This is a genomic window from Staphylococcus canis (genome assembly GCF_016238445.1).
GTDB lineage: Bacteria > Bacillota > Bacilli > Staphylococcales > Staphylococcaceae > Staphylococcus > Staphylococcus canis.
Window position 1 is genome coordinate 1 of record NZ_JABANU010000019.1, and the last position, 21,826, is coordinate 21,826.

Here is a 21,826-nt window from a genome sequence, read left to right on the forward strand (position 1 = left end):
ACTCTCCATATTAGAGTAAGCTTGATATAGCTCTTTCGATTGATTCAGTCAATCAGTCTATCAGTACGTTGTACTGTGTTTTATCGGAATTAACGTTGACATATTGTCATTCAGTTTTCAATGTTCAATTCATATTGGAAAATAATAATGGTGGAGACTAGCGGGATCGAACCGCTGACCTCCTGCGTGCAAAGCAGGCGCTCTCCCAGCTGAGCTAAGCCCCCATATTTTTTCAAAGAGTCGGGAAGACAGGATTCGAACCTGCGACCCCTTGGTCCCAAACCAAGTGCTCTACCAAGCTGAGCTACTTCCCGTTTTTATATAAAACGCGCCCGATAGGAGTCGAACCCATAGCCTTTTGATCCGTAGTCAAACGCTCTATCCAGTTGAGCTACGGGCGCATATCTTTTAAAAAAGATTAATGGTGCCGAGGACCGGAATCGAACCGGTACGGTGATCTCTCACCGCAGGATTTTAAGTCCTGTGCGTCTGCCAGTTCCGCCACCCCGGCATTAAATGGAGCAGAAGACGGGATTCGAACCCGCGACCCCGACCTTGGCAAGGTCGTATTCTACCGCTGAACTACTTCTGCTAAATAATATTCACAAATGAGCCATAGAGGATTCGAACCTCTGACCCTCTGATTAAAAGTCAGATGCTCTACCGACTGAGCTAATGGCTCAAAGATGGTGCCGGCCAGAGGACTTGAACCCCCAACCTACTGATTACAAGTCAGTTGCTCTACCAATTGAGCTAGGCCGGCGAATGGTGGAGAATGACGGGTTCGAACCGCCGACCCTCTGCTTGTAAGGCAGATGCTCTCCCAGCTGAGCTAATTCTCCGTTTATTATGTAAGCCTGGCAATGTCCTACTCTTGCGGAACGTAAGTCCGACTACCATCGGCGCTAAAGAGCTTAACTTCTGTGTTCGGCATGGGAACAGGTGTGACCTCTTTGCCATAATCACCAGACAATGTTTAAGTCGTTTTTTAACTACCTTATATATGATACGGTATTAATCAAATAAATGCAATAGTTAATTTTACACTTTTTATTTTTTATTCGTCTTTGCTTTCGCTTTTCATCGCTCACAATCGACGACTTTTAATATTTTACATGCTACTTTAATGATTGTCAACAGATATTTAAACATTTTTAACATTCTTTTAATAACTGTGATATGCAGTTAATGTCTCATGTCGTACTTGGAATATTGTAAATGGTATTCACAAAAATATCAAGTCTTTTTTCTAAGAAATTTTATTATTTATAGATACAACAATATAGTATCTATTCACTATCAACCTATAAAAAAGGAGGACAGCGCAAACACACTGTCCCACTCACTTACTTTCTGTTTTAATCTCTTATTTTTGACGCATATATGGGAATAATAGTACGTCTCGAATTGACGGTGAATTTGTAAGTAACATCACTAAACGGTCAATGCCGATTCCTAATCCACCTGTTGGAGGCATACCATATTCAAGCGCTTCAATGAAGTCTTCATCCATTTCATGCGCTTCATCATTACCTTGTTCTTTTTCAACAAGTTGCGCTTCAAATCGCTCACGTTGATCGATAGGGTCATTCAATTCTGTAAATGCATTCGCATGTTCGCGACCAACAATAAATAACTCAAAACGATCTGTAAAACGCGGATCCTCTGGGTTTTTCTTAGCTAATGGTGAAATTTCAATTGGGTGACCATAGATGAATGTCGGTTGAATTAATGTTTCTTCAACTTTTTGTTCAAAGAATTCATTTAAAATATGACCATATTTCATATTTTTATCTACTTCAATACCATGTTCTTTAGCTAATTCATGTGCCTCTTCATCAGACTGAACTTGGAAGAAGTCAACGCCTGTTGCTTCTTTAACAGCATCAACTATGTGTAGGCGTCGCCATTTAGGTTCAAGATTAATTTCGTCATCGCCATATTGTACTGTAGTTGTGCCTAATACTTTATGTGCAATATGTGCAACAAGTGACTCTGTTAAATCCATGATATCTTCGTAATCTGCATATGCTTCATATAATTCAATCATTGTAAATTCAGGATTATGGCGTGTTGATACCCCTTCATTACGGAATACACGACCAATTTCATATACTTTTTCTAAACCACCTACAATTAAGCGTTTTAGATGTAATTCGATAGCAATACGCATATATAGTGTTGCATCTAATGCATTGTGATGTGTAACGAATGGACGTGCTGCAGCACCCCCGGCGATTTGATGCATCATTGGTGTTTCTACTTCTAAGAAACCTTGTTCATTTAAGTACTGGCGCATTTCTTGTAAAATACGACTACGATTAATGAATGTTTCCGTACTTTCTTCGTTAGTAATTAAATCAAGATATCTTTGACGATAACGCTGTTCAATATCTTGTAAACCATGGTGCTTATCTGGTAATGGACGTAACGCTTTAGATAATAATTTAAAAGATTTTGCTTTTACAGAGATTTCACCTGTATTAGTTTTAAACATTACACCTTCAATACCTACGATGTCACCTAAATCTGCACTTTTCCAAATGTCAAATTGTTCTTCGCCTACTTGGTCTTTACGAACGTAAATTTGAATTTGACCTGATAAATCTTTAATATGCGCAAATCCTGCTTTACCTTTACCACGTTTTGTCATTAAACGTCCGGCAATTACTGTTTGACTTTCATCTTCTTTTTCAGCAAGTTCTTCTTTTGAGAATGCATCCCAATTATCTTTCAAAGTTTTTGCATCACTAGTACGTTCGAATTTCGAACCGAATGGATCTATTCCTAAATCATATAATTCTTGTAGCTTTTGACGACGCACCTGCATCTGGTCATTCATTTCTTCTGTCATGCTTTAAACGCTCCTTTTATGATTATGCTTCGATTTTTTGATTTTGTTGTAATGATTCATCGCGAAAACGCGTGAGAATATCAATCATTTCTTGCTCAGTTTCAGACTGGTTCAATGCTTTTCGAGCTTTACCGTTACCACGTACACCTTTAAGATACCATGAAGCATGTTTACGCATCTCCATTACACCTACTTTTTCACCTTTTAATTCAACTAAGCGACGTAAGTGTAACAATGCGATATCGATTTTTTCATCTACTTGCGGTTCTTCAATAAGCTCTCCTGTTTCTAGATAATGTACAGTTCTATAAATCATCCATGGATTACCAAGCGCTTCACGACCGATCATGACCGCATCCACACCTGTTTCTTCTAGCATTTTTTCAGCTAATTCTGGGCTTGTGACATCACCATTACCAATAACAGGAATATTTACCGCTTCTTTAACCTGACGTATAATATCCCAATCTGCTTTACCTTCGTACATTTGGACACGAGTACGCCCATGTAACGATATTGCTGCAGCACCAGCACGTTCAGCAGCTTTTGCATTTTCCACTGCAAAAATATGTTCATCATCCCAACCGATACGCATTTTACATGTTACCGGTTTACTTACACGTTCAGTTACAGCAGACACCATTTCATAAATTTTGTCAGGGTCTAGTAACCAACGCGCCCCCGCTTCACAACGAATAATTTTCGAAACAGGACATCCCATATTGATGTCGATAATGTCTGCAGTCGTATGTTTATCAACATATTCCGCTGCTTCAACGAGTGTTTCTTTTTCACCGCCAAAAATTTGTAGCGATAGCGGACGTTCGTTTTCGTCTATATACAACATTTTCATAGTTTTTGGGTTATTAAATAAAATTGCTTTATCACTGACCATTTCAGCACATACAAGGCCTGCGCCAAATTCTTTTACTGTCAGTCTAAATGCCGAATTGCACACCCCTGCCATAGGTGCTAAAACAACTCTATTTTCAATTTCAACGTCTCCAATTTTCCACATAGTGTGGTTCCTCCAATCAGGATATAAAATTTTAGTTATTTATTGATACTTCACCACAGAATCATCGTGTTGCACTAAATCTTGAATACGTTGCTTCGATCTTGGTTCGATGACATTTGGTGCAATGTCGTTAAGCGGAACCATCACAAAAGCACGTTCAACCATACGTGGATGTGGGAGGGATAAACGATCATCCTCTACAACTGAAGTTCCGTATAATAAGATATCAATATCTATCGTTCGTGGCCCCCATCTTTCCTTACGTACACGATGCAAACGTTGTTCAATTTCAAGACATGCATCAAGTAGTTGATGCGGTGTAAGACTTGTTTGAATATGAACACATACATTCAAAAAATCTGGTTGATCCACATAGCCCACAGGTTTCGTCTCATAAATAGGTGAAACTGTCACGACTTTGATATCATCTATTGTATCTAAATTTTCAATTGCTGTGTGAAGTTGTGCTTCACGTTGACCAATATTACTTCCTAAACTAAGATAAGCATCTGTCATTGTGTACTCACCCTTACAATTTCAACACCCACACCTTCGTAATAACCAGGAATTGGTGGGTTCTTCTTCGTAATCCTAACTTTCGTTTCCATTACACGATTATAGTGTGAATTTATACGATTTGCAATACGTTCAGCAAGATGTTCCAACAAATTTACAGGTTGCCCTAACATAATCTCTTTAACATCTTCGTAAACTTCTCCATAATGTACAGTATCTGTGACACGGTCTGATTGGCCTGCTTGAGCTAAATCGACTTGCATCTCAATATCTACTTTAAAAATTTGTCCGATTTCATTTTCAGCTGGTAATGCACCGTGATAAGCATAAAATTCTAAGCCTTCTAAAAAAATCTTATCTTTCATTTTCATACCCTTTCAAACTATCCATTGCTTTTGCTAGACGCACATTCATTTGTACGTTATGCACACGTACACCACGCACACCTTTCATAATACCGTAAGCAGTTGTTGCCGCTGTCCCCTCGTCACGTTCATCAACACGTGATTGCCCACCAAGTATTTCATTGATGAAGCGTTTACGACTTGTTGCTAGTAAGACTGGGTAAGGTGTAGCAACGAGTTCGTCTAAGCGTGCCATAACTACCCTTTCTTCTTCACGAGACTTTGCAAAGCCAATACCTGGATCTAACCAAATATGTGATTGCGGAATTCCAGCACGTTCAGCTCTATGGGCTTGTTTTAATAAAGTCACAATCATTTCATCCATAACTGGTTCGTTACGTTCTCCATTACCATTATGCATTAATACAATCGAACCATTATAATGCGCTACGACGTCAAACATACGTTCATCATATAGACCTGCCCATTGATCATTAATCATAGTAGCACCTTCTTGAAGAGCCGCTTCTGCAACTTCACTTCGAAATGTATCAACCGAAATCGTAGCATTAATCCCTTTTAAAGCACGTACTACGGGTATTACACGTTTCATTTCTTCTTCAATTGCCACTTCATCATGACCTGGACGTGTTGAAACACCACCAACATCAATAATATGCGCACCTTCATCGACCATTTCTTGTGCGTGTTGCACCGCTTTATCAAGGTCATTATACTGATTACCATCTGAAAATGAATCAGGTGTTACATTCAAGATACCCATAATCTGTGTCTCTTGCACATAAACCATCCTTTCCTTAAATGATGTTATGAATTTTGTCCATTCAACAGAATTATTATAGCAAATTTCCGATTCAAAATAAGGCAACTGTGTTTATTAAAATTAAAATATCTTAATACATTTATGATGTCTTACAAAAAACAAAAATGAGATGCTTACCCTTTCAGATAAACATCTCAGTTATTGATTAGTAATTCAAATCAAGATTATTCAAAGTTATATAAAGGTGTTGATAAATAACGTTCACCGTTACTTGGAAGAACGGTAACAACTGTTTTACCTTTACCTAATTCTTTTGCTTTTTGGATAGCAGCGTAGATTGCAGCACCTGATGAAATACCACCAAGGATACCTTCTTCTTTCGCAACGCGTCTTGATGTTTCCATCGCAACCTCGTTACCAACTTTAATCACTTCACCATAGATATCAGTGTTAAGTGTGTCTGGTACGAAACCTGCACCTAAACCTTGTAGTTTATGAGGACCTGGTTCACCGCCACTTAATACTGGTGATGCTTCAGGTTCAATTGCTACGATTTGAATATCAGGATATTTTTCTTTTAATACTTTTCCTGCACCTGAAAGTGTTCCGCCTGTACCTACACCAGCTAAGAAGGCATCGATTGTTTTGCCTTCGAATTGTTCAACAAGTTCTGGGCCTGTTGTTAATTCGTGAACTTTAGGATTTGCTAAGTTTTCGAATTGTTGTGGTTCGAAATAACCATGCTCTTCTTTAAGCTCTTTCGCTTTTTTAATAGCACCTTTCATCGCTTCAGATCCAGGCGTTAATACAACTTCTGCACCATACGCTTTTAAAAGGTTGCGACGTTCAATACTCATTGTTTCAGGCATAGTGAATACAGCTTTGTAGCCTTTTGCTGCAGCAACAAACGCTAAACCAATACCTGTATTACCACTTGTCGGTTCAACAATTGTATCGCCAGGTTTGATTTTACCTTCTTTTTCAGCTTGTTCGATCATTGCTAATGCAATACGGTCTTTTACTGAGCCAGCTGGATTTTGATATTCTAATTTAACGTAGATATCTGCTGCGTTTTCATCAGTTTGATGACGTAATTTAACAACGGGTGTTTGACCAATTAATTCAGTAATATTTTCAACAGGTTTTCTAACCATAAATCTAACCTCGCTTTTTAAAATTTGTTCAAAAACAGAGTTATAATATCGGATATACTTCTAGTGTACCATTTTTCAGACAACTTCAAAAGTCTAAATGTACCAACATGGCGCTTTTTCTGAATCTCACCTTATCTCATTACAATGTTAATGATACATACATTGCTTACAATAGGCAGCTATGAGACTCGAACACTTCCTAATTTCTCTTGTGTATGACGTTCAAAAATTCAAGCACTTTTATAGTAAACTCCGACAGGATGAACAACTCCGTTACAAACTTATCTCATTGATTCTAAAAGCGCTGTTAATTCTTCTTCAGAGTAATGATATTTTGAACGACAGAAGTGACATTCTGCTTCTGCGCCATGGTCTACTTTTATCATATTCTCTATTTCTGCTTCTCCTAAACCTTTCATCGCATTTAAAAATTTATCGTGACCACAATGACATTCAAATGCAGCGGGTATTGTTTCAAGGAATGTTACATTTTCTTCGCCTAAAATGGCTTCTAGCATTTGTTCTGGCGTTAAGCCTTCATCAATCATTTGAGATACAGGTGGCATTGTTTGAATCGCCGCTTCAAGTTTATCGATTGTTTCATCTTTAGCACCTGGCATTACTTGAATAATAAAACCACCTGATGCTTTAATAGAATTGTCAGGGTTAACAAGTACGCCTACTCCTACTGATGACGGTACTTGTTCACTATTTGCGAAATAATACGTGAAATCTTCACCTAATTCTCCAGAAACAATTGGGCTATTTCCTGTATAGTAGTCACGAATACCTACGTCTTTAACAACGTTTATCGCACCTTGTGTACCAACAGCACGTCTCACATCTAATTTTCCTTGTTCATTTAATGGAAAATGCGTTTGAGGATTCGTAACATAGCCTCTTACTTTCCCTTTAGCATCGGCATCCGCTATAATTTTGCCAATTGGGCCATCACCATCTACAGTCACAGTTAACTTCTGATCTCCTTTAAGCATTGCGCCCATCATTAGCGTTGCTGTCATTGTACGTCCTAATGCAGCTGAGGCTGTTGGCCAAGTATAATGGCGTGTTTGAGCCTCTTGGATTGTGTCAGTAGTTTTGGCACTATATGCACGAATTTCTCCACCAAATGCAAGTGCTTTTACTATATAATCTTGCGTCATTCTTTATCGCTCCTTTATTTTACTACGTTGCATTATCATAACCGCAACCTCAAATTGATACAAATAATATGTTTATTATTGAAAATGAAAGAGTAGCGAAGTGTCTAAAATCTTCGCTACTCTTGATTTAAAGTCTTAACGGCGCGTATCATCATCGCCTGGACGATCGATGTTCGGCTCACCTTCATATCCTGTTGTATCATGATCTTCATCTTCAGTTGAACGATCTTCTGATGAATGATCTTGATTTGGACGACGTTCTCCGTGTGCTCTTTCAGTTAGTTCTTGTTGCTCACGTCGAATATCGTCATAAGATTTACCATATTTACCTTCTTGGAAATCTTCATTATCACTTTGATCTACAACTTTCGCATCATCATAGTTCACAACTGGTAAATGACCTTCATGGAATAATGATTGAATTTGTTCTGCTACTAATGTTTCTTCAGTGAGTAATGTTTTCGCAATTAAGCGTAATTGTGATTCATGTTCTAATAAGATTTGTTTACAACGCTCATATTGTTCTTTAATGATACGTTGTACTTCTTTATCAATTTCGAACGCAATTTGACCAGAATATTCTGGCTCACCAGACATGTCCTTACCTAAGAACACTTGTCCGCCACCGCCATGAGAAAATTGAAGTGGTCCTAATTTTTTACTCATACCATATTCTGTAACCATTTCACGTGCAATTTTCGTTGCTCGTTCAAAGTCATTTGACGCGCCTGTTGATACTTCATTAAAGATAATATCTTCAGCAACACGGCCACCTAAAAGACCACAAATCTTATCTAATAATTCAGGTTCTGTCATTAAGAAACGGTCTTGTTTTGGTAACATCATTGCGTAACCGCCTGCTTGACCACGAGGTACGATAGTTACTTTATGTACCACTTCTGCTTCATCAAGCACCATACCGATAATCGTATGACCTGCTTCATGATGTGCTACAATATTACGTTCTTTGTCAGAGATGACACGAGATTTCTTAGCAGGACCAGCAATAACACGGTCTGTTGCTTCTTCGATATCTCTCATGTCGATTTTTCTCTTATTACTACGTGCAGCAATTAAAGATGCTTCGTTTAATAAGTTTTCAAGATCTGCACCAGAGAAGCCTGGTGTACGTTGAGCAATCGCTTTTAAGTCCACTGTTTCATCAAGTGGTTTGTTTTTAGCATGTACGTGTAAAATCGCTTCACGTCCTTTAACATCTGGACGTCCCACTTGGATTTGACGGTCAAAACGACCTGGACGTAATAATGCTGGGTCTAAAATATCTGGACGGTTTGTTGCGGCAATCATAATGATACCTTCATTTTCACCAAATCCATCCATTTCAACGAGTAATTGGTTTAGCGTTTGTTCACGTTCATCGTGTCCGCCACCAACACCAGCACCACGTTGACGACCTACTGCATCAATCTCATCTATAAAAATGATACACGGCGCATTCTTTTTCGCATTTTCAAATAAGTCACGTACACGGCTTGCACCGACCCCAACAAACATCTCAACGAAATCAGAACCACTGATTGAGAAGAATGGGACTCCCGCTTCACCGGCTACAGCTCGCGCAATTAAAGTTTTACCTGTTCCTGGTGGCCCAACTAATAAGACACCTTTCGGAATACGTGATCCCATTTGCTTGAATTTGTTATTGTCTTTCAAGAAGTCTACGATCTCGATTAATTCTTGTTTTTCTTCATCTGCACCGGCAACGTCAGAAAAACGTACGCGTCCTTTTTGACTGTCGTACATTTTGGCTTTAGATTTACCAAAGTTCATCATGCGACCGCCACCGCCGCCACCTTGTGCTTGGCTTAAGAAGAAAATAAACAATAACGCAATTACTGCGATTGGAATTAATGTTGTAAGAATACTTACAAAGACACTTTGTCCTTCTTCTTCCTTAACTGTAAAGTCTAGTCCATCTTGATTTTGTGCTGCTTCAGTGACCTTATCCAACTCTTTGTCATTATTAAATAGAATTGTAGAAGCATAATCGTCATTATTTTGTAACTTACCGCTTACTTTATACACATTGTTCTCAGGTTGAATTTCTAACGACTTCAACTTGCCATCTTCTAAATTCTGCATAAATTGCTTATAAGTCAACTCTTTAGGTACATTTCCATTGCCATTAATCCAGGAAAATAACCCAAAAATAACAACGCCGATAATCGCTATAAACAGCACATTACGAAAAGCTTTCTGCATGCGTCGTTTCCTCCTACTTCAAATATAAAACTAATAAAAATTTTACCATAATATTAACGTAACTGGCTAGTAATTGACATTTATGAGATTTCACACAACTCAATAAAAATCTCAAAATTTTACTTATTATAAATTTCAGGCTTTAATGTTCCAATGTAAGGTAGATTACGATATTTCTCTTGATAATCAAGTCCGTATCCAATCACAAACTCATCCGGAATTTTTCGGCCAACATATTTTGCTTCAATATCCGCTTTACGACGGTTTGGTTTGTCTAAAAGTGTCACGATTTCCAATGAATTAACACGACGAGATTCTAAAAGCCCTACAATTGATTTAAGGGTTGTGCCTGTTTCTAATATATCTTCTATAATTAAAATATCTTTATTTTCGATAGACGTACTTAAATCTTTAAGAATTTGAACTTCTCCTGTTGATTCAGTGCCACCGTGATAACTTGATACGTCCATAAAGTCAATGGCAAGCGGTAAATCTAGTCGTTTAATTAAGTCACTCATAAATAAAACTGACCCTTTTAGAATACCTACACATAATAAATCTTTACTTTGATAATCTTTTGTGATTTGTTCACCTAATTGTTGACAAATATCTTGGATTTCAGATTCTGTTAATAATATTTCTTTTAAATCATTTTCCATTTATGTCATCTCCTAAATATTGAATATGAATCATATCTCTATATGCCTCTTGCACATATAAAAGACCTACTGCTAAGATATGCCCATTTGAAGTCTCGATAATTGGCATACGTTGCCGTAATAATGCTGGGACTTTCGCATCAATCATGAGTCGAGATACTTTTTTATGGTGTCCTGAACGTAATGCGACACGGTCACCATTATAGCGCGTACGAATCGAAATTGCACCACCCATTTCTAATAATTGTTGCGTAATATAAATACGATAATCTTCAAACGCATACCATCCTGGATGTGTAATATGTAATTTTTCGACAGTTTCATGAGAAGGTTGTGCAATTATGATTAATTTATCATACACAACGTCAGCGCGCCATTCGTTTGTGTGCATGAGTGGCGTTTGCGCAACTGAACTTTCTATTTTTTCAAACCAATCTTGGTATGCTCTTTCAGATATTTGTACCCTTTCACTAAATTGTGCAAAACAATGATCTAAGATATTCATTTTAACATGCGGTAATTCCTTATTAAAATCATTTCTCGAAATAATAATTTGACGTTCTGTAACCTGTACATGATGGTGAATAAAATGATCTGCTTGTTGTTGAATAAGCATTTGTGCAGTTTCTTGTATATCAAACAATTTTAAAAGTTGTTGGGGTTGTAGGTGCGTATTCTTTTCGATAGTAGGTAAAATTCTATTACGGATATCATTGCGCACATAATCATTATGCGCATTACTTTCATCTTCATAATAGGGGACTTGATGTTCGTGTTGATACTTTTGAATACTTTGTTTCGTTGTATGAATGAAAGGACGTACAATATGATAATCTGCCCTAGGTTCAAACATATGCATGCCTATAGAACTCCTAGACGTGCGCCCCGTAAAAATGCGATAAAATATAGTTTCTAATTGATCGTCTTGATGATGTGCGGTAACTAAATAATCAGCATTTAATTGTTGCATCACACTGTCAAACCATTGATACCTACGTTCACGCGCATCATTTTGAATACTTTTTCCAGTATTCACAACATCTGATAAATCGAGTTGGTGTATGTAAATAGGGATGTCGTGCTTATGACAATATTGTTGAATAAAAATTGCTTCTTCATCAGAGGCGGATCTCAATCCATGATTAACGTGTACACAGGCTAACTTACGGTATGTATGTGCATAGTCATGAATTAATTGGTGCAACAATACCATACTGTCTATTCCAGTCGACACTGCCAACACTAAATCATCTGATGACTTCCACATGGGTTCTAACATGTTAAAACACTCCTACATTAAAATAGAGGCTGAGATCCAAAGTTCCCTTCGTTTCTCAACCTCTCGGATGGCACTTAGCGACGTGAGCCTCTTCCACCACGTCTTGATTCTGCTTGACGTTTAATAGAAGTAAGTTTATCTTCACTATCTTTTAAGAAATTGGATAGTTTCTTTTCAAAATCTTCCGGTTTTTGAGCCGGTCTTTGTTTACGTGGACGTTCTTTTGCTTTTTTAATAGATAAGCTGATTTTACCATCATCTGCGATAGATAAGACCTTAACTTCAACTTCATCTCCTACTGATAAGTGATCTTCTACATTTTCTACATAGTTGTCTGCTATCTCACTAATGTGAACTAGCCCACTTTTCCCCTCAGGTAATGACACAAATGCGCCAAACTTTTTGATTCCTGTGACTTTACCTGTTATCTTACTTCCTACTTCGATTGACATTTTTTTAATGCATCCTCCCGATATTGTTCGATATTTACTTCTATTATACGTATGTTTAATCATTTTCACAATGACTAAATTATAAATGCTTATTTTCAGTGACGTATCTGCTTATTTTACGGATTTGTTTTATTGTTTTTTTCTTTTGATGAAGGGTCATCTTCTGGTAATTTGAAAATAATCTCACCATCGTTACTTAAATAGTACTCATCACGCGCAATTTTTTCAATATATGCCTCGTTGTTTAGATTATTCAATTGTTCTTTCAGTTCGATCTCTTGATCTTGAAGCTTTTGATATTGTGCTTCTTTAGCTGAACGTACCGAAGACGCATCATTGTTTCCTTTAATTTGTACAAATACTAAAATTAAGAGGGCTAGTAAGATTGCTAGCAATATCCCCCCAAAAACCGTCACACGCTTCTTTACCACTTTTTTGCGCATTTCATGACGTCTCTTTTTCTCATTTTTTTGAGATGTATATGGGTTGCCTATGTTTTGAACTTTTCCACTCACACGGCATCACCTTCCCCTTTAAAGCAATCAGTTGCACTATAAACGTGTCTCTTTAACAAGTTCGTACATTCCTTTTGCATTTTCTTTAGTCGCATGTTCACTTAAACCTGTCACTTTAATCGTCACTACTTTTTGACCAAACTGAATGACAAGTTCATCTCCTACTTTAACGTCTGTACCAGCTTTAGCTGTATTACCGTTAACTGATACACGTCCTTGATCACTCAACTCTTTTGCTAGTGTACGACGTTTAATCAGTCGTGATACTTTTAAATATTTATCTAATCTCATGAAGCTCCTCCTTGCTCTAAGTATGCTTTTAATTCTGCTTCAGTGTATGGTACTTGTTTATTTTTGACTTCATCATACAATTTTAAGAAATGTGTCGCAAATACTTTCTCAAATTTCACGCGTTCTTTTTTACCTTCACGGCTTTTTTCAGTCTGCCAAATTGATTTGACATCATCTACTGTTTGCGCTGTTGCTTCACCAAACACGTGTGGGTGTCGTCGAATCATTTTATCGGTTAATTGTGCAATGACTTCTCGAGAGTCCATAAATCCTTCTTTTTGACCAATATGTGTATGCAACAATACTTGTAGTAAAATATCTCCAAGTTCTTCTATCATATGCCAATCATCTTCATGATCAATGGCTTCAAACAGCTCAAACGTTTCCTCTAATAAATAACGCTTTAAAGATTCATGCGTTTGTACCTTATCCCAAGGGCACCCCATTTCGTCATCCACGAGATGTGCTATCGTATCATCTAGAAAATCAAAATCACCATATAAAGCTTCCTCTGAATTGATTTTAGGAATAAACACACTCGTGAGATTATTAAAATCCGAATAATGATCGAGCTCGTATAGTGGACATGTAATAACATGAGCACCAGATTGACGTGCGCCTTCTACAATCATGACTTCATAGTCATCCGGATAACGCTGCATTAATGTTAATTTAAGATCACCTGCAATCATCGGGCTATATACTTGCGTCATAATGATTGCAGTTCTTGGGTTAAGCATTGAAGGTTGCAATGCCGTTGCATCAAGTAAAGTAAAGCCATCATTAGGATCTACATCAACAGCTGTAAAGATATCATCTATAAAACTACGGCCACCTATAATTTTAACCTCTACATTACGCTCTGGTGCACGTGCTAATAAGTGAGCTGTAGTAGTTTCAGCGACTCTCGGATGACCCGGTACAGCGTATACTATTGATTCGTGTTGTGCAGCCTCTAACAATGCTTCTGTAATTGCATCATAAACAGCTTCAAATGTATCGTATTGTTCATATACATCATCAAAATGCTTAATTTCGATATCTGTTAATGCTTCAATAACCGGATGATGTTGCGTTCTGACATAGATTTGTTGTTGTTCTTGAATACAACGATAAATATTAACTGGTAATTCTTCTAAACCATAATTACCGAGGCCTATTATTGTTAATGTGTGTGTCATGACTTTCTCCCTTTCTTAAACTGATTTATTTTGTCGCCAAGTGGGAGATGCACCCACTCTTCTTCACTTAGAACATTCATTACAATAATTAGAACGAGTAGGCTTACGACACCACCTGTAGCACCAATGATAAGTTCGACGAGACCACTGAGACGTGAAGTAGAATGTATCAATTGTAAAAATAATTGTACAGTCACCGTCATACCGATTAAAGCAACGATTAATTTCAAGTAAAACACTTTAAGCGCTACTAGATCGTACTGTTTCATAACCTTAACATGTAATATTAAAACAAAAATACAAAGTGAGCTAATGGTAGCTAAACTTGCCCCTAAAATTTCAAAATAGGGAATGAATAGAAAATTAAACAGTAATTTACTGACCAATCCAGATATAAGCGCAGTGAATATCGTTTTAAACTGCTGCTGCACTTCTAAAAATGCAATATACATCATAATTAAGGATACACCAATGACTGTTAACATATATAGTGATAACGTTAGTGTCAGTGCCTCACTTTTAAAAAACACACGATTCAAGAGTGGGATTAAATTGATTAAACCAATACTACTCGCACTACTAATAACAATTGTAATTTTTAACGATGCGTTGGCATATCGGTTCATTTGTTGAATATGTCCTTGTTGCTTGGTATCGGCAAGTAATGGAATTAACACAAAACAAAACGTTGTCGTAACAATGAGACCCATTTGAATAAATGACGCACCACGATCGTAAATACCTTTTTGTCGTATCGCAATCTCAAATGCTTGTTGTGCGCCATGGCGTAAAAGATTTACAATCGTAAAACTATCAATCACTTGCCACAAAATAACAATAAGATGACTAATCGCGAAAATTAAAATCGCCATTAAAAACTGACGCCATGGCACGCGAGTAACATGCGTTTGCTTCGGTGCACGATACATCAACGATAAAAAAATCGTAGCACTGATGAAACCAAGTGTTGAGGCTAAAATTGCCCATGTTCCGGCTTCATATATTGTTAAATCCATACTATGAAATAAAATAATTACAATTCCAATCCCTGAAACACGTACAAATTGTTCGAGAACTTGGGAATAGGCAGGCATATCCATACGAAATTGTGCTTGAAAATAACCCCGTAACATCCCAAGTATTCCAACAACAACAAAACAGACACTTGCCGCACGTAACATTGGGGTTAATCGAATATCTCCCATACTGTAAGCAATCCATTCAGCAGTTAAAAATAGTATGACGCTCAAAATCAAGCCTACTAGCGTAAGTGTACGACTCATCGTCTTAAAAGTCGCGCTTGTCATAGTCGTTTCACTTTTTAATTGACTATATGCACTTGGAATTGCATTTGTCGATAACACCACACCAAGTGCTACAATGGGATATATTTGTTGGTATGCATAAAGTCCTTGGTCGCCTAAAATATTTTGATATGGGACTCTATACAGTGCACTTAAAATTTTAACAACGAATAAAGCTAAAGTCAGAACGACGACGCCATTAAATGCTGATTTAGAGCTCATGAGTCAGTCGCATACTTTCTTCTAAAGTTCGTGCTAAAAACTTCAGATTTTCTAACCATGCTTTACCTTTTGTCAAACTGACCTTCATACATTTATTTTCCACGCCTACTTTCATACTACGTCCTAATGGTTCTGAGTTCTTAAATAGCGCTTCTCCATCTATATTTGCTGTTCCTTTTTCCGTTAATAAAATGTCGATGGCTTTACCATTATCTTTGACGTGTTGTACACCTACGTGTAATAAATGTATTTTAATTTCAACAGAATCCAGCAATTGCGCGACTTCTGTTGGGTAGTCATTGAATCGGTCCATAAGTTCATCTTTAATATCTCTCAGTTGTTCAAGAGATTCTGCAGCACGTAACTTTTTATAAATTTCAATTTTAGCTTGTTCATTTCGGATATATTCAGCAGGTAAATATGCATCTAACCTTAAATTCATTTCGAGTTCTGGTGCGGCTGTTTCTTGTTCGATACCACGTTTTTCATTGACTGCTTCTTCTAACATTTGTGCATATAAATCAAAGCCAACTGAATCGATAAAGCCGTGTTGCTGCTTACCAAGTAGGTTACCCGCACCACGAATATTAAGATCACGCATCGCAATTTTAAATCCACTACCTAACTCGGTAAATTCTTTAATAGCTTGTAACCTTTCTTCTGCTACTTCATTAAGCACCTTATTCATTGGATGTAAAAAGTACGCATAACCGATACGACTAGAACGTCCTACTCGACCACGTAGTTGATACAATTGACTTAATCCAAAGCGATCTGCTTCTTCAATAATAAGGGTGTTCGCATTGGGTACATCGACCCCCGTTTCAATGATCGTTGTTGTTACAAGAATGTCGTACTCTCCATTAATAAAACTTAACATCGTCTCTTCTAATTCACGTTCACCTAATTGACCATGTGCTACTCCAATGGACGCATCTGGCATTAACATTTGAAGCTGTGCCTGTTTTTCATATATGGATTGCACACGGTTATAAAGATAAAAAACTTGGCCTTCACGTGCAAGCTCACGCTCTAAAGCTTCTTTGATAAAGTTGCTATTTTGCTCTAATACGTATGTTTGGACAGGGAAGCGGTTTTCCGGGGGTGTTTCAATGACAGATAAATCACGTACGCCAAGCATACTCATATGAAGTGTACGCGGTATTGGTGTTGCAGTTAATGTTAAGACATCAACATTCGCTTTTAAGGACTTAATACGTTCTTTATGACGCACACCAAATCGTTGTTCCTCATCAACAATTAGTAAACCTAAGTCTTTATACTCTACAGTTTTAGCAAGTAGTTTATGTGTACCTACTACTATATCTACTTTTCCAGATTTAAGCCCTTCTTTCGTTTCTCTTACCTCTTTTGCTGTTCGGAAGCGACTCATCAGCTGGATGTCAACAGGAAAGTCACGCATACGCTCAATTAAAGTTTCATAGTGCTGTTGCGCTAGAATCGTTGTCGGAACTAAGAAAGCAACTTGTTTCCCTGACATAACTGCTTTGAATGCTGCACGCACCGCTACTTCCGTCTTACCGTAACCAACATCCCCACATAATAGACGATCCATTGGACGGGCACTTTCCATATCCTGCTTAATCTCTCGAAGTGATTTATCTTGGTCTTCTGTCAGTTCATACGGAAAGTCCATTTCAAATTCATGTTGTTCCTCAGTATCTGGACCAAATTGATATCCCACTGATGATTCACGCTCTTTATATAACGCTATGAGTTCATCAGCAATATCTTCTACACTACTTTGGACTTTCGCTTTTGTTTTTTTCCATTCACTGCCGCCAAGTTTGTATAATTTCGGTGTTTTATCTTCAGATCCTACATATTTTTGAACCTGTTCCATCTGATCGACTGGCACAAATAGTTGATCTGTTCCTTTATATTGAATTTTCATATAATCACGGTGCACATCTCCAACTTCTAGCGTTTCTACACCTAAATAACGCCCAACACCATGATGTACATGAACAACGTAGTCCCCTACGTTCAATTCTTGATACGATTTTATTTTTTCAGCATTACTAATCGTTTTACGTCGCTTTTTGGATGTTTTTTTCTGTTTAGATTGAAATAACTCACGTTCGGTTACGACAACAAGAGACATATACGGCAATTCAAATCCCTCAGATAAACTACCTTCAATGATTGCTACATGTCCAGCTTGAAGCGCCTCCATGTCTGGCTCTAGTAAAGTAGGGACATGCATTTCACTCAACATCGACTGAATACGTTCTTTTTTCGTTTGTGTTTCAGCCATAACCACTACGCGATAATCTTGTCGCATGAAACGTTGAAACTCTGATGTCATGATGTCATATTGACCATAAAACTGTTGCACAGGCTTACTTGAAAACTTCACGATTTCATGAATCGGCATAGACATAGAAGCCGTAAATAATGTAAAAAACGTAATATGATAATTTCGGATAAGTTGATTGAATGCTTCATCATTCATAAAACGTTGTCCGATAAAGCCCTTACCACTTTCGATAAGACCTTGTAAAAACTCTTCTGTCTCTGTTGTCAATGATTCCTCTGTTTCTCTCACACGATTATACTCATCCACTAAGACAATTGCGTTATCTTTAACGTAATCCATAATTGTTTCCGGTTGGTCATACATAAAAGCAACCAAACGACGTAATATTTGTGGATCAAATCGTTCATCTTCCAAAATACTAAAGCTATCATACGTATCTTTAATATCCTGACGTACAGATTTGTCAATTTTTGGACGTGTTGTTTCATAAGCCGTTTTCAAGCGCTCTACCAAATTTTGACGTACTTCTTCTGTGATAATGTAATCGTGTGCAGTGGTAATCTCAATTTTTTCAACATTCTCATACGAACGTTGTGTTTCAACATCAAATTGGCGAATGGAATCCACTTCTGTATCAAATAATTCAATACGCACCGGTTCGCCGAGTAATGGGTAAATATCAATAATACCACCACGCACTGAGAACTCTCCGATATTCGATACTGCTGTTTCACGTTGATAGCCCATATTAACCAAACGCTCTAAAGTGGATTCAAGGTCAATGTCTTCTCCAACTTCAAAGGTTAATTGATGTTGTTGCCACAAAGCTTTAGGCGTGAGTAACTTCTTCAAGCCATTTAAAGGCACGATAAATAACCCGCGTTGATGATTCGCGAGTGCTGTCAACGTACGTACACGTTCACTCATAAACTCAGGACTTTGTATCGAAAACTCCTCTGTCATAATATCTTGAACTGGATATTTAAATAGGACATCATCTGGCACGAATTGGAGTAAATCCGCCTCTAGTTTATCTGCTTGATATAAGTTGTTTGTAACGAGTACAACTTGTCTATGATCTGCTTGAAACATTTCTGCGATGATGGCCGCTTTAGCTGACGCATTGAGTCCTGTGACTAATATATTCTCTTTTCCATTTTTCTCTACAATTTCATTAAACTGACTATCTCTATTTATGATCTCGTTTATTATTGTTTTCACTTAATCTCACCATTATATTGATTCATTACATTCTCAAATTTTTCACCATTAATAAAGGCCTCTACCGCATCAACTACATGTGAAATTACAGGATTCATCACTTGCATTTCTGATTTGGAAAACTTTTGCAAAACATAGTCGGGTACGGACATGCCATTTGTAGGGCGATCTATGCCAATACGAATACGTTTAAAGTCACTTGAGCCTAGAACTTTAATAATCGACTTCATACCATTATGTCCACCAGCACTGCCTTTTTGACGTAAGCGCACTTGACCTTGTGCAAGATCTAAATCATCATATAACACCAATAAGTCATCAATATCTACATTATAATAATTCATTAATGGTCCAACTGCGTCACCTGATAAATTCATCAATGTCAATGGTTCTATCAACATGACCTTTTCACCATTAATATTTTCAATGGTATAAGCACCACGAAATTTTTGTTTATCTAATTTAAGTTGGTACTTTGATAAGAAAGCATCAATAACCTCAAAACCAATATTATGTCTTGTAAGTTCATACTTCTTACCAATATTTCCCAATCCTACAATACACTTCATGATTTACCTCCAACTTTTTTTTGCTAAAAATAGTACTTTATAGTCTGTGAATGATGCGTTATTTCTATTAACACATGATATATTCAATCACAAACTTATAAGGAGACGATGACGTTTATTATCAATATATTAACATATTTATGATTGTTCAGGGGCTTCTAACAGTTAATCATTCAACAGCTTGTCGTAATCATATGAGTAACGCGAGTTAAAAGGAGCAGGTTATTATAGAAGAGAGAAAAAGCCCTATACTTTTAACAATTGGCGAAATATTCACTAACCGTTAATTTTACTTTGAGTATAAAAATAACACAAATATCTCTATAATCAATTTACAAATTATAATAAGAACATTTTTTGCTACAATAGATTGAACATTATGAACTACAGGTGTCGAATGTACTCTAAACAATCTTGCGCTTTAGAAGCTTCAGAACGTATGTCCGTTGCCTTATTGAGAATAGCCATTTCAGTATTTTTAGAGATAAAACAAAATTTATCAATGACAGGAGACTGAGCTGTAAAATACGTATTATGAGCTTTACAATAAAAAAGTACAAGATAAGCAGGTAACTCAGATATGTGGGAGTGTAATCCTAGATTGCTTTTTACCTGCTTTAATAACGGTATGATTTTTATTTTCCTCCCCACAACACTCACAATAGCTTGGTGTGTAGCTAAGTTCACCGTAATAGAAAAGGCTTAATCGACCTTTAAACTTCGATTTTTCAACTTTTTCCTCAAAATGTATGTTTTCGTCTTTAATATTAAGTGTTTTTGATATAAAATAATTCATGGACGCATGATCTCCTTTATTATGGTTTGGGCACTTTTAATAATAGAGGTCATTGCGTCTTTTTGCATCTAAAAAGTAAAAATCGGACAAGCAACATTTATAATTAAATGTCACCAGTCCGATTTATTATAGAACCTAAAAAACGTACCAAGTCACTAAAACAGCAACTTAGTACGTTTGTATAGAATCAACTTTCGTTGACGAAGTGAACATGTCAGAATACCGATTATTCTTCGTCTTCTTTTTCTGCTTCTTCGTCTTCTTTTTCGCCTACAACTTCTGGCTCTTCTGTAGTAGATTCGCCTTCCATTTCTGCGATTTCTTCTTCTGTTGGTTCTTCTGTTGGTGCTACGACTGAAGCAACTGCATCTTCAGGATCATTTTCGATAGTGAAGTCTCCAGAAACTTTAACTTCACTTACTGAAATACTGTCACCAATTGCTAATTCGCTAATATCCACTTCGATATATTCTGGGATATTGTCTGGTGTAGCAGTGATTTCTAAGTCGAAAATTGGTTGTTCAACTACGCCACCTTCTTTAGCTCCAGGTGCTTCACCAATTAAGTGAACTGGTACTTCAACAGTACGTTCTTCAGTCATGTTGATTGCTAAGAAGTCGATGTGCGTAATTTGGTTTTTAAGTGGGTCAAATTGGTAATCAGATACCATAACTTTGATGCTTTTTGAACCTACACCTAATTCGATAACACCGTTACGTCCAACTTCACGGATAACTTTGATGAATTCTACTTCATCAACTTTTACAGATACGTTTTTAGTACCGTATCCATATACAACTGCAGGTACTTTACCTGCTTCGCGGATTTTACGTAAGTCACCGCGTGTTTGTTTACCTTGACGAATAATAGACTTTAATGAAGTCATATTCATTTTCCACCTTTCTGTTGAGGTTTAGACGTTACATCAATATCATATCTTTAACCTCTGCACTTGCCCATCAACACACTGTTGCTTGCAAGTGTTTATTTGTTCGAATTG

The 21,826-nt window shown here is 37.1% G+C and carries 19 protein-coding genes, 8 tRNA genes and 1 rRNA gene; all 28 read right to left on the minus strand.

What is annotated here, in order from left to right; genetic code table 11:
• Positions 1 to 148: 148 nt before the first annotated feature.
• The 28 genes from HHH54_RS07940 to HHH54_RS08075 all read right to left on the minus strand — a co-directional run bounded on the left by HHH54_RS07940 (position 149) and on the right by HHH54_RS08075 (position 21,712).
• Positions 149 to 224, minus strand: a tRNA-Ala gene (locus tag HHH54_RS07940).
• Positions 225 to 240: 16 nt separating this feature from the next.
• Positions 241 to 314, minus strand: a tRNA-Pro gene (locus HHH54_RS07945).
• A gap of 13 nt (positions 315 to 327) precedes the next feature.
• A tRNA-Arg gene (locus tag HHH54_RS07950) sits at positions 328 to 401 on the minus strand.
• A 21-nt stretch (positions 402 to 422) separates the two neighbouring features.
• Positions 423 to 511, minus strand: a tRNA-Leu gene (locus HHH54_RS07955).
• 6 nt (positions 512 to 517) lie between these two features.
• A tRNA-Gly gene (locus tag HHH54_RS07960) sits at positions 518 to 592 on the minus strand.
• 17 nt (positions 593 to 609) lie between these two features.
• Positions 610 to 682, minus strand: a tRNA-Lys gene (locus tag HHH54_RS07965).
• 5 nt (positions 683 to 687) lie between these two features.
• A tRNA-Thr gene (locus HHH54_RS07970) sits at positions 688 to 763 on the minus strand.
• A gap of 3 nt (positions 764 to 766) precedes the next feature.
• Positions 767 to 842: transfer RNA gene (locus tag HHH54_RS07975), tRNA-Val, on the minus strand.
• A gap of 13 nt (positions 843 to 855) precedes the next feature.
• Positions 856 to 970: ribosomal RNA gene (gene rrf / locus HHH54_RS07980) — 5S ribosomal RNA — on the minus strand.
• Between the two features lie 396 nt (positions 971 to 1,366).
• Positions 1,367 to 2,854, minus strand: coding sequence for a lysine--tRNA ligase (lysS, locus tag HHH54_RS07985; protein ID WP_198618313.1), 1,488 nt, complete (start codon positions 2,852 to 2,854; stop codon positions 1,367 to 1,369).
• Between the two features lie 22 nt (positions 2,855 to 2,876).
• Positions 2,877 to 3,872 (minus strand): tRNA dihydrouridine synthase DusB, encoded by a 996-nt coding sequence (dusB, locus tag HHH54_RS07990; protein ID WP_198618314.1) that lies wholly within the window; start codon positions 3,870 to 3,872, stop codon positions 2,877 to 2,879.
• A 39-nt stretch (positions 3,873 to 3,911) separates the two neighbouring features.
• Positions 3,912 to 4,388 carry a 2-amino-4-hydroxy-6-hydroxymethyldihydropteridine diphosphokinase gene (gene folK, locus HHH54_RS07995; protein ID WP_198618315.1) on the minus strand — a complete coding sequence of 159 codons (477 nt, stop codon included), beginning with the start codon at positions 4,386 to 4,388 and terminating at the stop codon, positions 3,912 to 3,914.
• The gene (folB, locus tag HHH54_RS08000; RefSeq protein WP_198618316.1) at positions 4,385 to 4,753 is read right to left on the minus strand and encodes a dihydroneopterin aldolase; all 369 of its coding nucleotides are present in this window, start codon (positions 4,751 to 4,753) and stop codon (positions 4,385 to 4,387) included. Before folB ends, folK begins: the two co-directional genes overlap by 4 nt.
• Positions 4,743 to 5,534 (minus strand): dihydropteroate synthase, encoded by a 792-nt coding sequence (gene folP, locus HHH54_RS08005; protein WP_198618317.1) that lies wholly within the window; start codon positions 5,532 to 5,534, stop codon positions 4,743 to 4,745. Before folP ends, folB begins: the two co-directional genes overlap by 11 nt.
• Positions 5,535 to 5,740: 206 nt before the next feature.
• Positions 5,741 to 6,670, minus strand: coding sequence for a cysteine synthase A (cysK, locus tag HHH54_RS08010; RefSeq protein WP_198618318.1), 930 nt, complete (start codon positions 6,668 to 6,670; stop codon positions 5,741 to 5,743).
• A gap of 281 nt (positions 6,671 to 6,951) precedes the next feature.
• Positions 6,952 to 7,833 carry an Hsp33 family molecular chaperone HslO gene (gene hslO / locus HHH54_RS08015; RefSeq protein WP_198618319.1) on the minus strand — a complete coding sequence of 294 codons (882 nt, stop codon included), beginning with the start codon at positions 7,831 to 7,833 and terminating at the stop codon, positions 6,952 to 6,954.
• A gap of 135 nt (positions 7,834 to 7,968) precedes the next feature.
• Positions 7,969 to 10,056, minus strand: coding sequence for an ATP-dependent zinc metalloprotease FtsH (ftsH, locus tag HHH54_RS08020; RefSeq protein ID WP_198618320.1), 2,088 nt, complete (start codon positions 10,054 to 10,056; stop codon positions 7,969 to 7,971).
• 119 nt (positions 10,057 to 10,175) lie between these two features.
• Entirely contained in the window at positions 10,176 to 10,715 is a 540-nt protein-coding gene (gene hpt / locus HHH54_RS08025) for a hypoxanthine phosphoribosyltransferase (protein ID WP_198618321.1), read from the minus strand.
• Positions 10,705 to 11,994 carry a tRNA lysidine(34) synthetase TilS gene (gene tilS / locus HHH54_RS08030; protein ID WP_198618322.1) on the minus strand — a complete coding sequence of 430 codons (1,290 nt, stop codon included), beginning with the start codon at positions 11,992 to 11,994 and terminating at the stop codon, positions 10,705 to 10,707. Before tilS ends, hpt begins: the two co-directional genes overlap by 11 nt.
• Positions 11,995 to 12,068: 74 nt before the next feature.
• Positions 12,069 to 12,446, minus strand: a complete 378-nt coding sequence (locus HHH54_RS08035; protein WP_198618323.1) for a S1 domain-containing RNA-binding protein — start codon at positions 12,444 to 12,446, stop codon at positions 12,069 to 12,071.
• A 116-nt stretch (positions 12,447 to 12,562) separates the two neighbouring features.
• Entirely contained in the window at positions 12,563 to 12,961 is a 399-nt protein-coding gene (locus tag HHH54_RS08040; RefSeq protein ID WP_198618324.1) for an FtsB family cell division protein, read from the minus strand.
• A gap of 36 nt (positions 12,962 to 12,997) precedes the next feature.
• Positions 12,998 to 13,252 carry an RNA-binding S4 domain-containing protein gene (locus tag HHH54_RS08045; protein ID WP_198618325.1) on the minus strand — a complete coding sequence of 85 codons (255 nt, stop codon included), beginning with the start codon at positions 13,250 to 13,252 and terminating at the stop codon, positions 12,998 to 13,000.
• A complete protein-coding gene (locus HHH54_RS08050; protein ID WP_198618326.1) occupies positions 13,249 to 14,433 on the minus strand; it encodes a MazG nucleotide pyrophosphohydrolase domain-containing protein in 1,185 nt (394 codons plus the stop codon). The genes HHH54_RS08045 and HHH54_RS08050 overlap by 4 nt, the downstream gene beginning before the upstream one ends.
• On the minus strand, positions 14,430 to 15,959 hold the full coding sequence (locus HHH54_RS08055; protein ID WP_198618327.1) for a polysaccharide biosynthesis protein: 1,530 nt from the start codon (positions 15,957 to 15,959) through the stop codon (positions 14,430 to 14,432). The genes HHH54_RS08050 and HHH54_RS08055 overlap by 4 nt, the downstream gene beginning before the upstream one ends.
• Positions 15,949 to 19,449, minus strand: coding sequence for a transcription-repair coupling factor (gene mfd, locus HHH54_RS08060; RefSeq protein ID WP_432813801.1), 3,501 nt, complete (start codon positions 19,447 to 19,449; stop codon positions 15,949 to 15,951). The genes HHH54_RS08055 and mfd overlap by 11 nt, the downstream gene beginning before the upstream one ends.
• Before the next feature lie 8 nt (positions 19,450 to 19,457).
• Positions 19,458 to 20,030, minus strand: coding sequence for an aminoacyl-tRNA hydrolase (gene pth / locus HHH54_RS08065; RefSeq protein WP_198618329.1), 573 nt, complete (start codon positions 20,028 to 20,030; stop codon positions 19,458 to 19,460).
• 574 nt (positions 20,031 to 20,604) lie between these two features.
• Entirely contained in the window at positions 20,605 to 20,826 is a 222-nt protein-coding gene (locus HHH54_RS08070) for a hypothetical protein (RefSeq protein ID WP_198618330.1), read from the minus strand.
• A gap of 226 nt (positions 20,827 to 21,052) precedes the next feature.
• A complete protein-coding gene (locus tag HHH54_RS08075; protein WP_198618331.1) occupies positions 21,053 to 21,712 on the minus strand; it encodes a 50S ribosomal protein L25/general stress protein Ctc in 660 nt (219 codons plus the stop codon).
• Between the last annotated feature and the right edge of the window lie 114 nt (positions 21,713 to 21,826).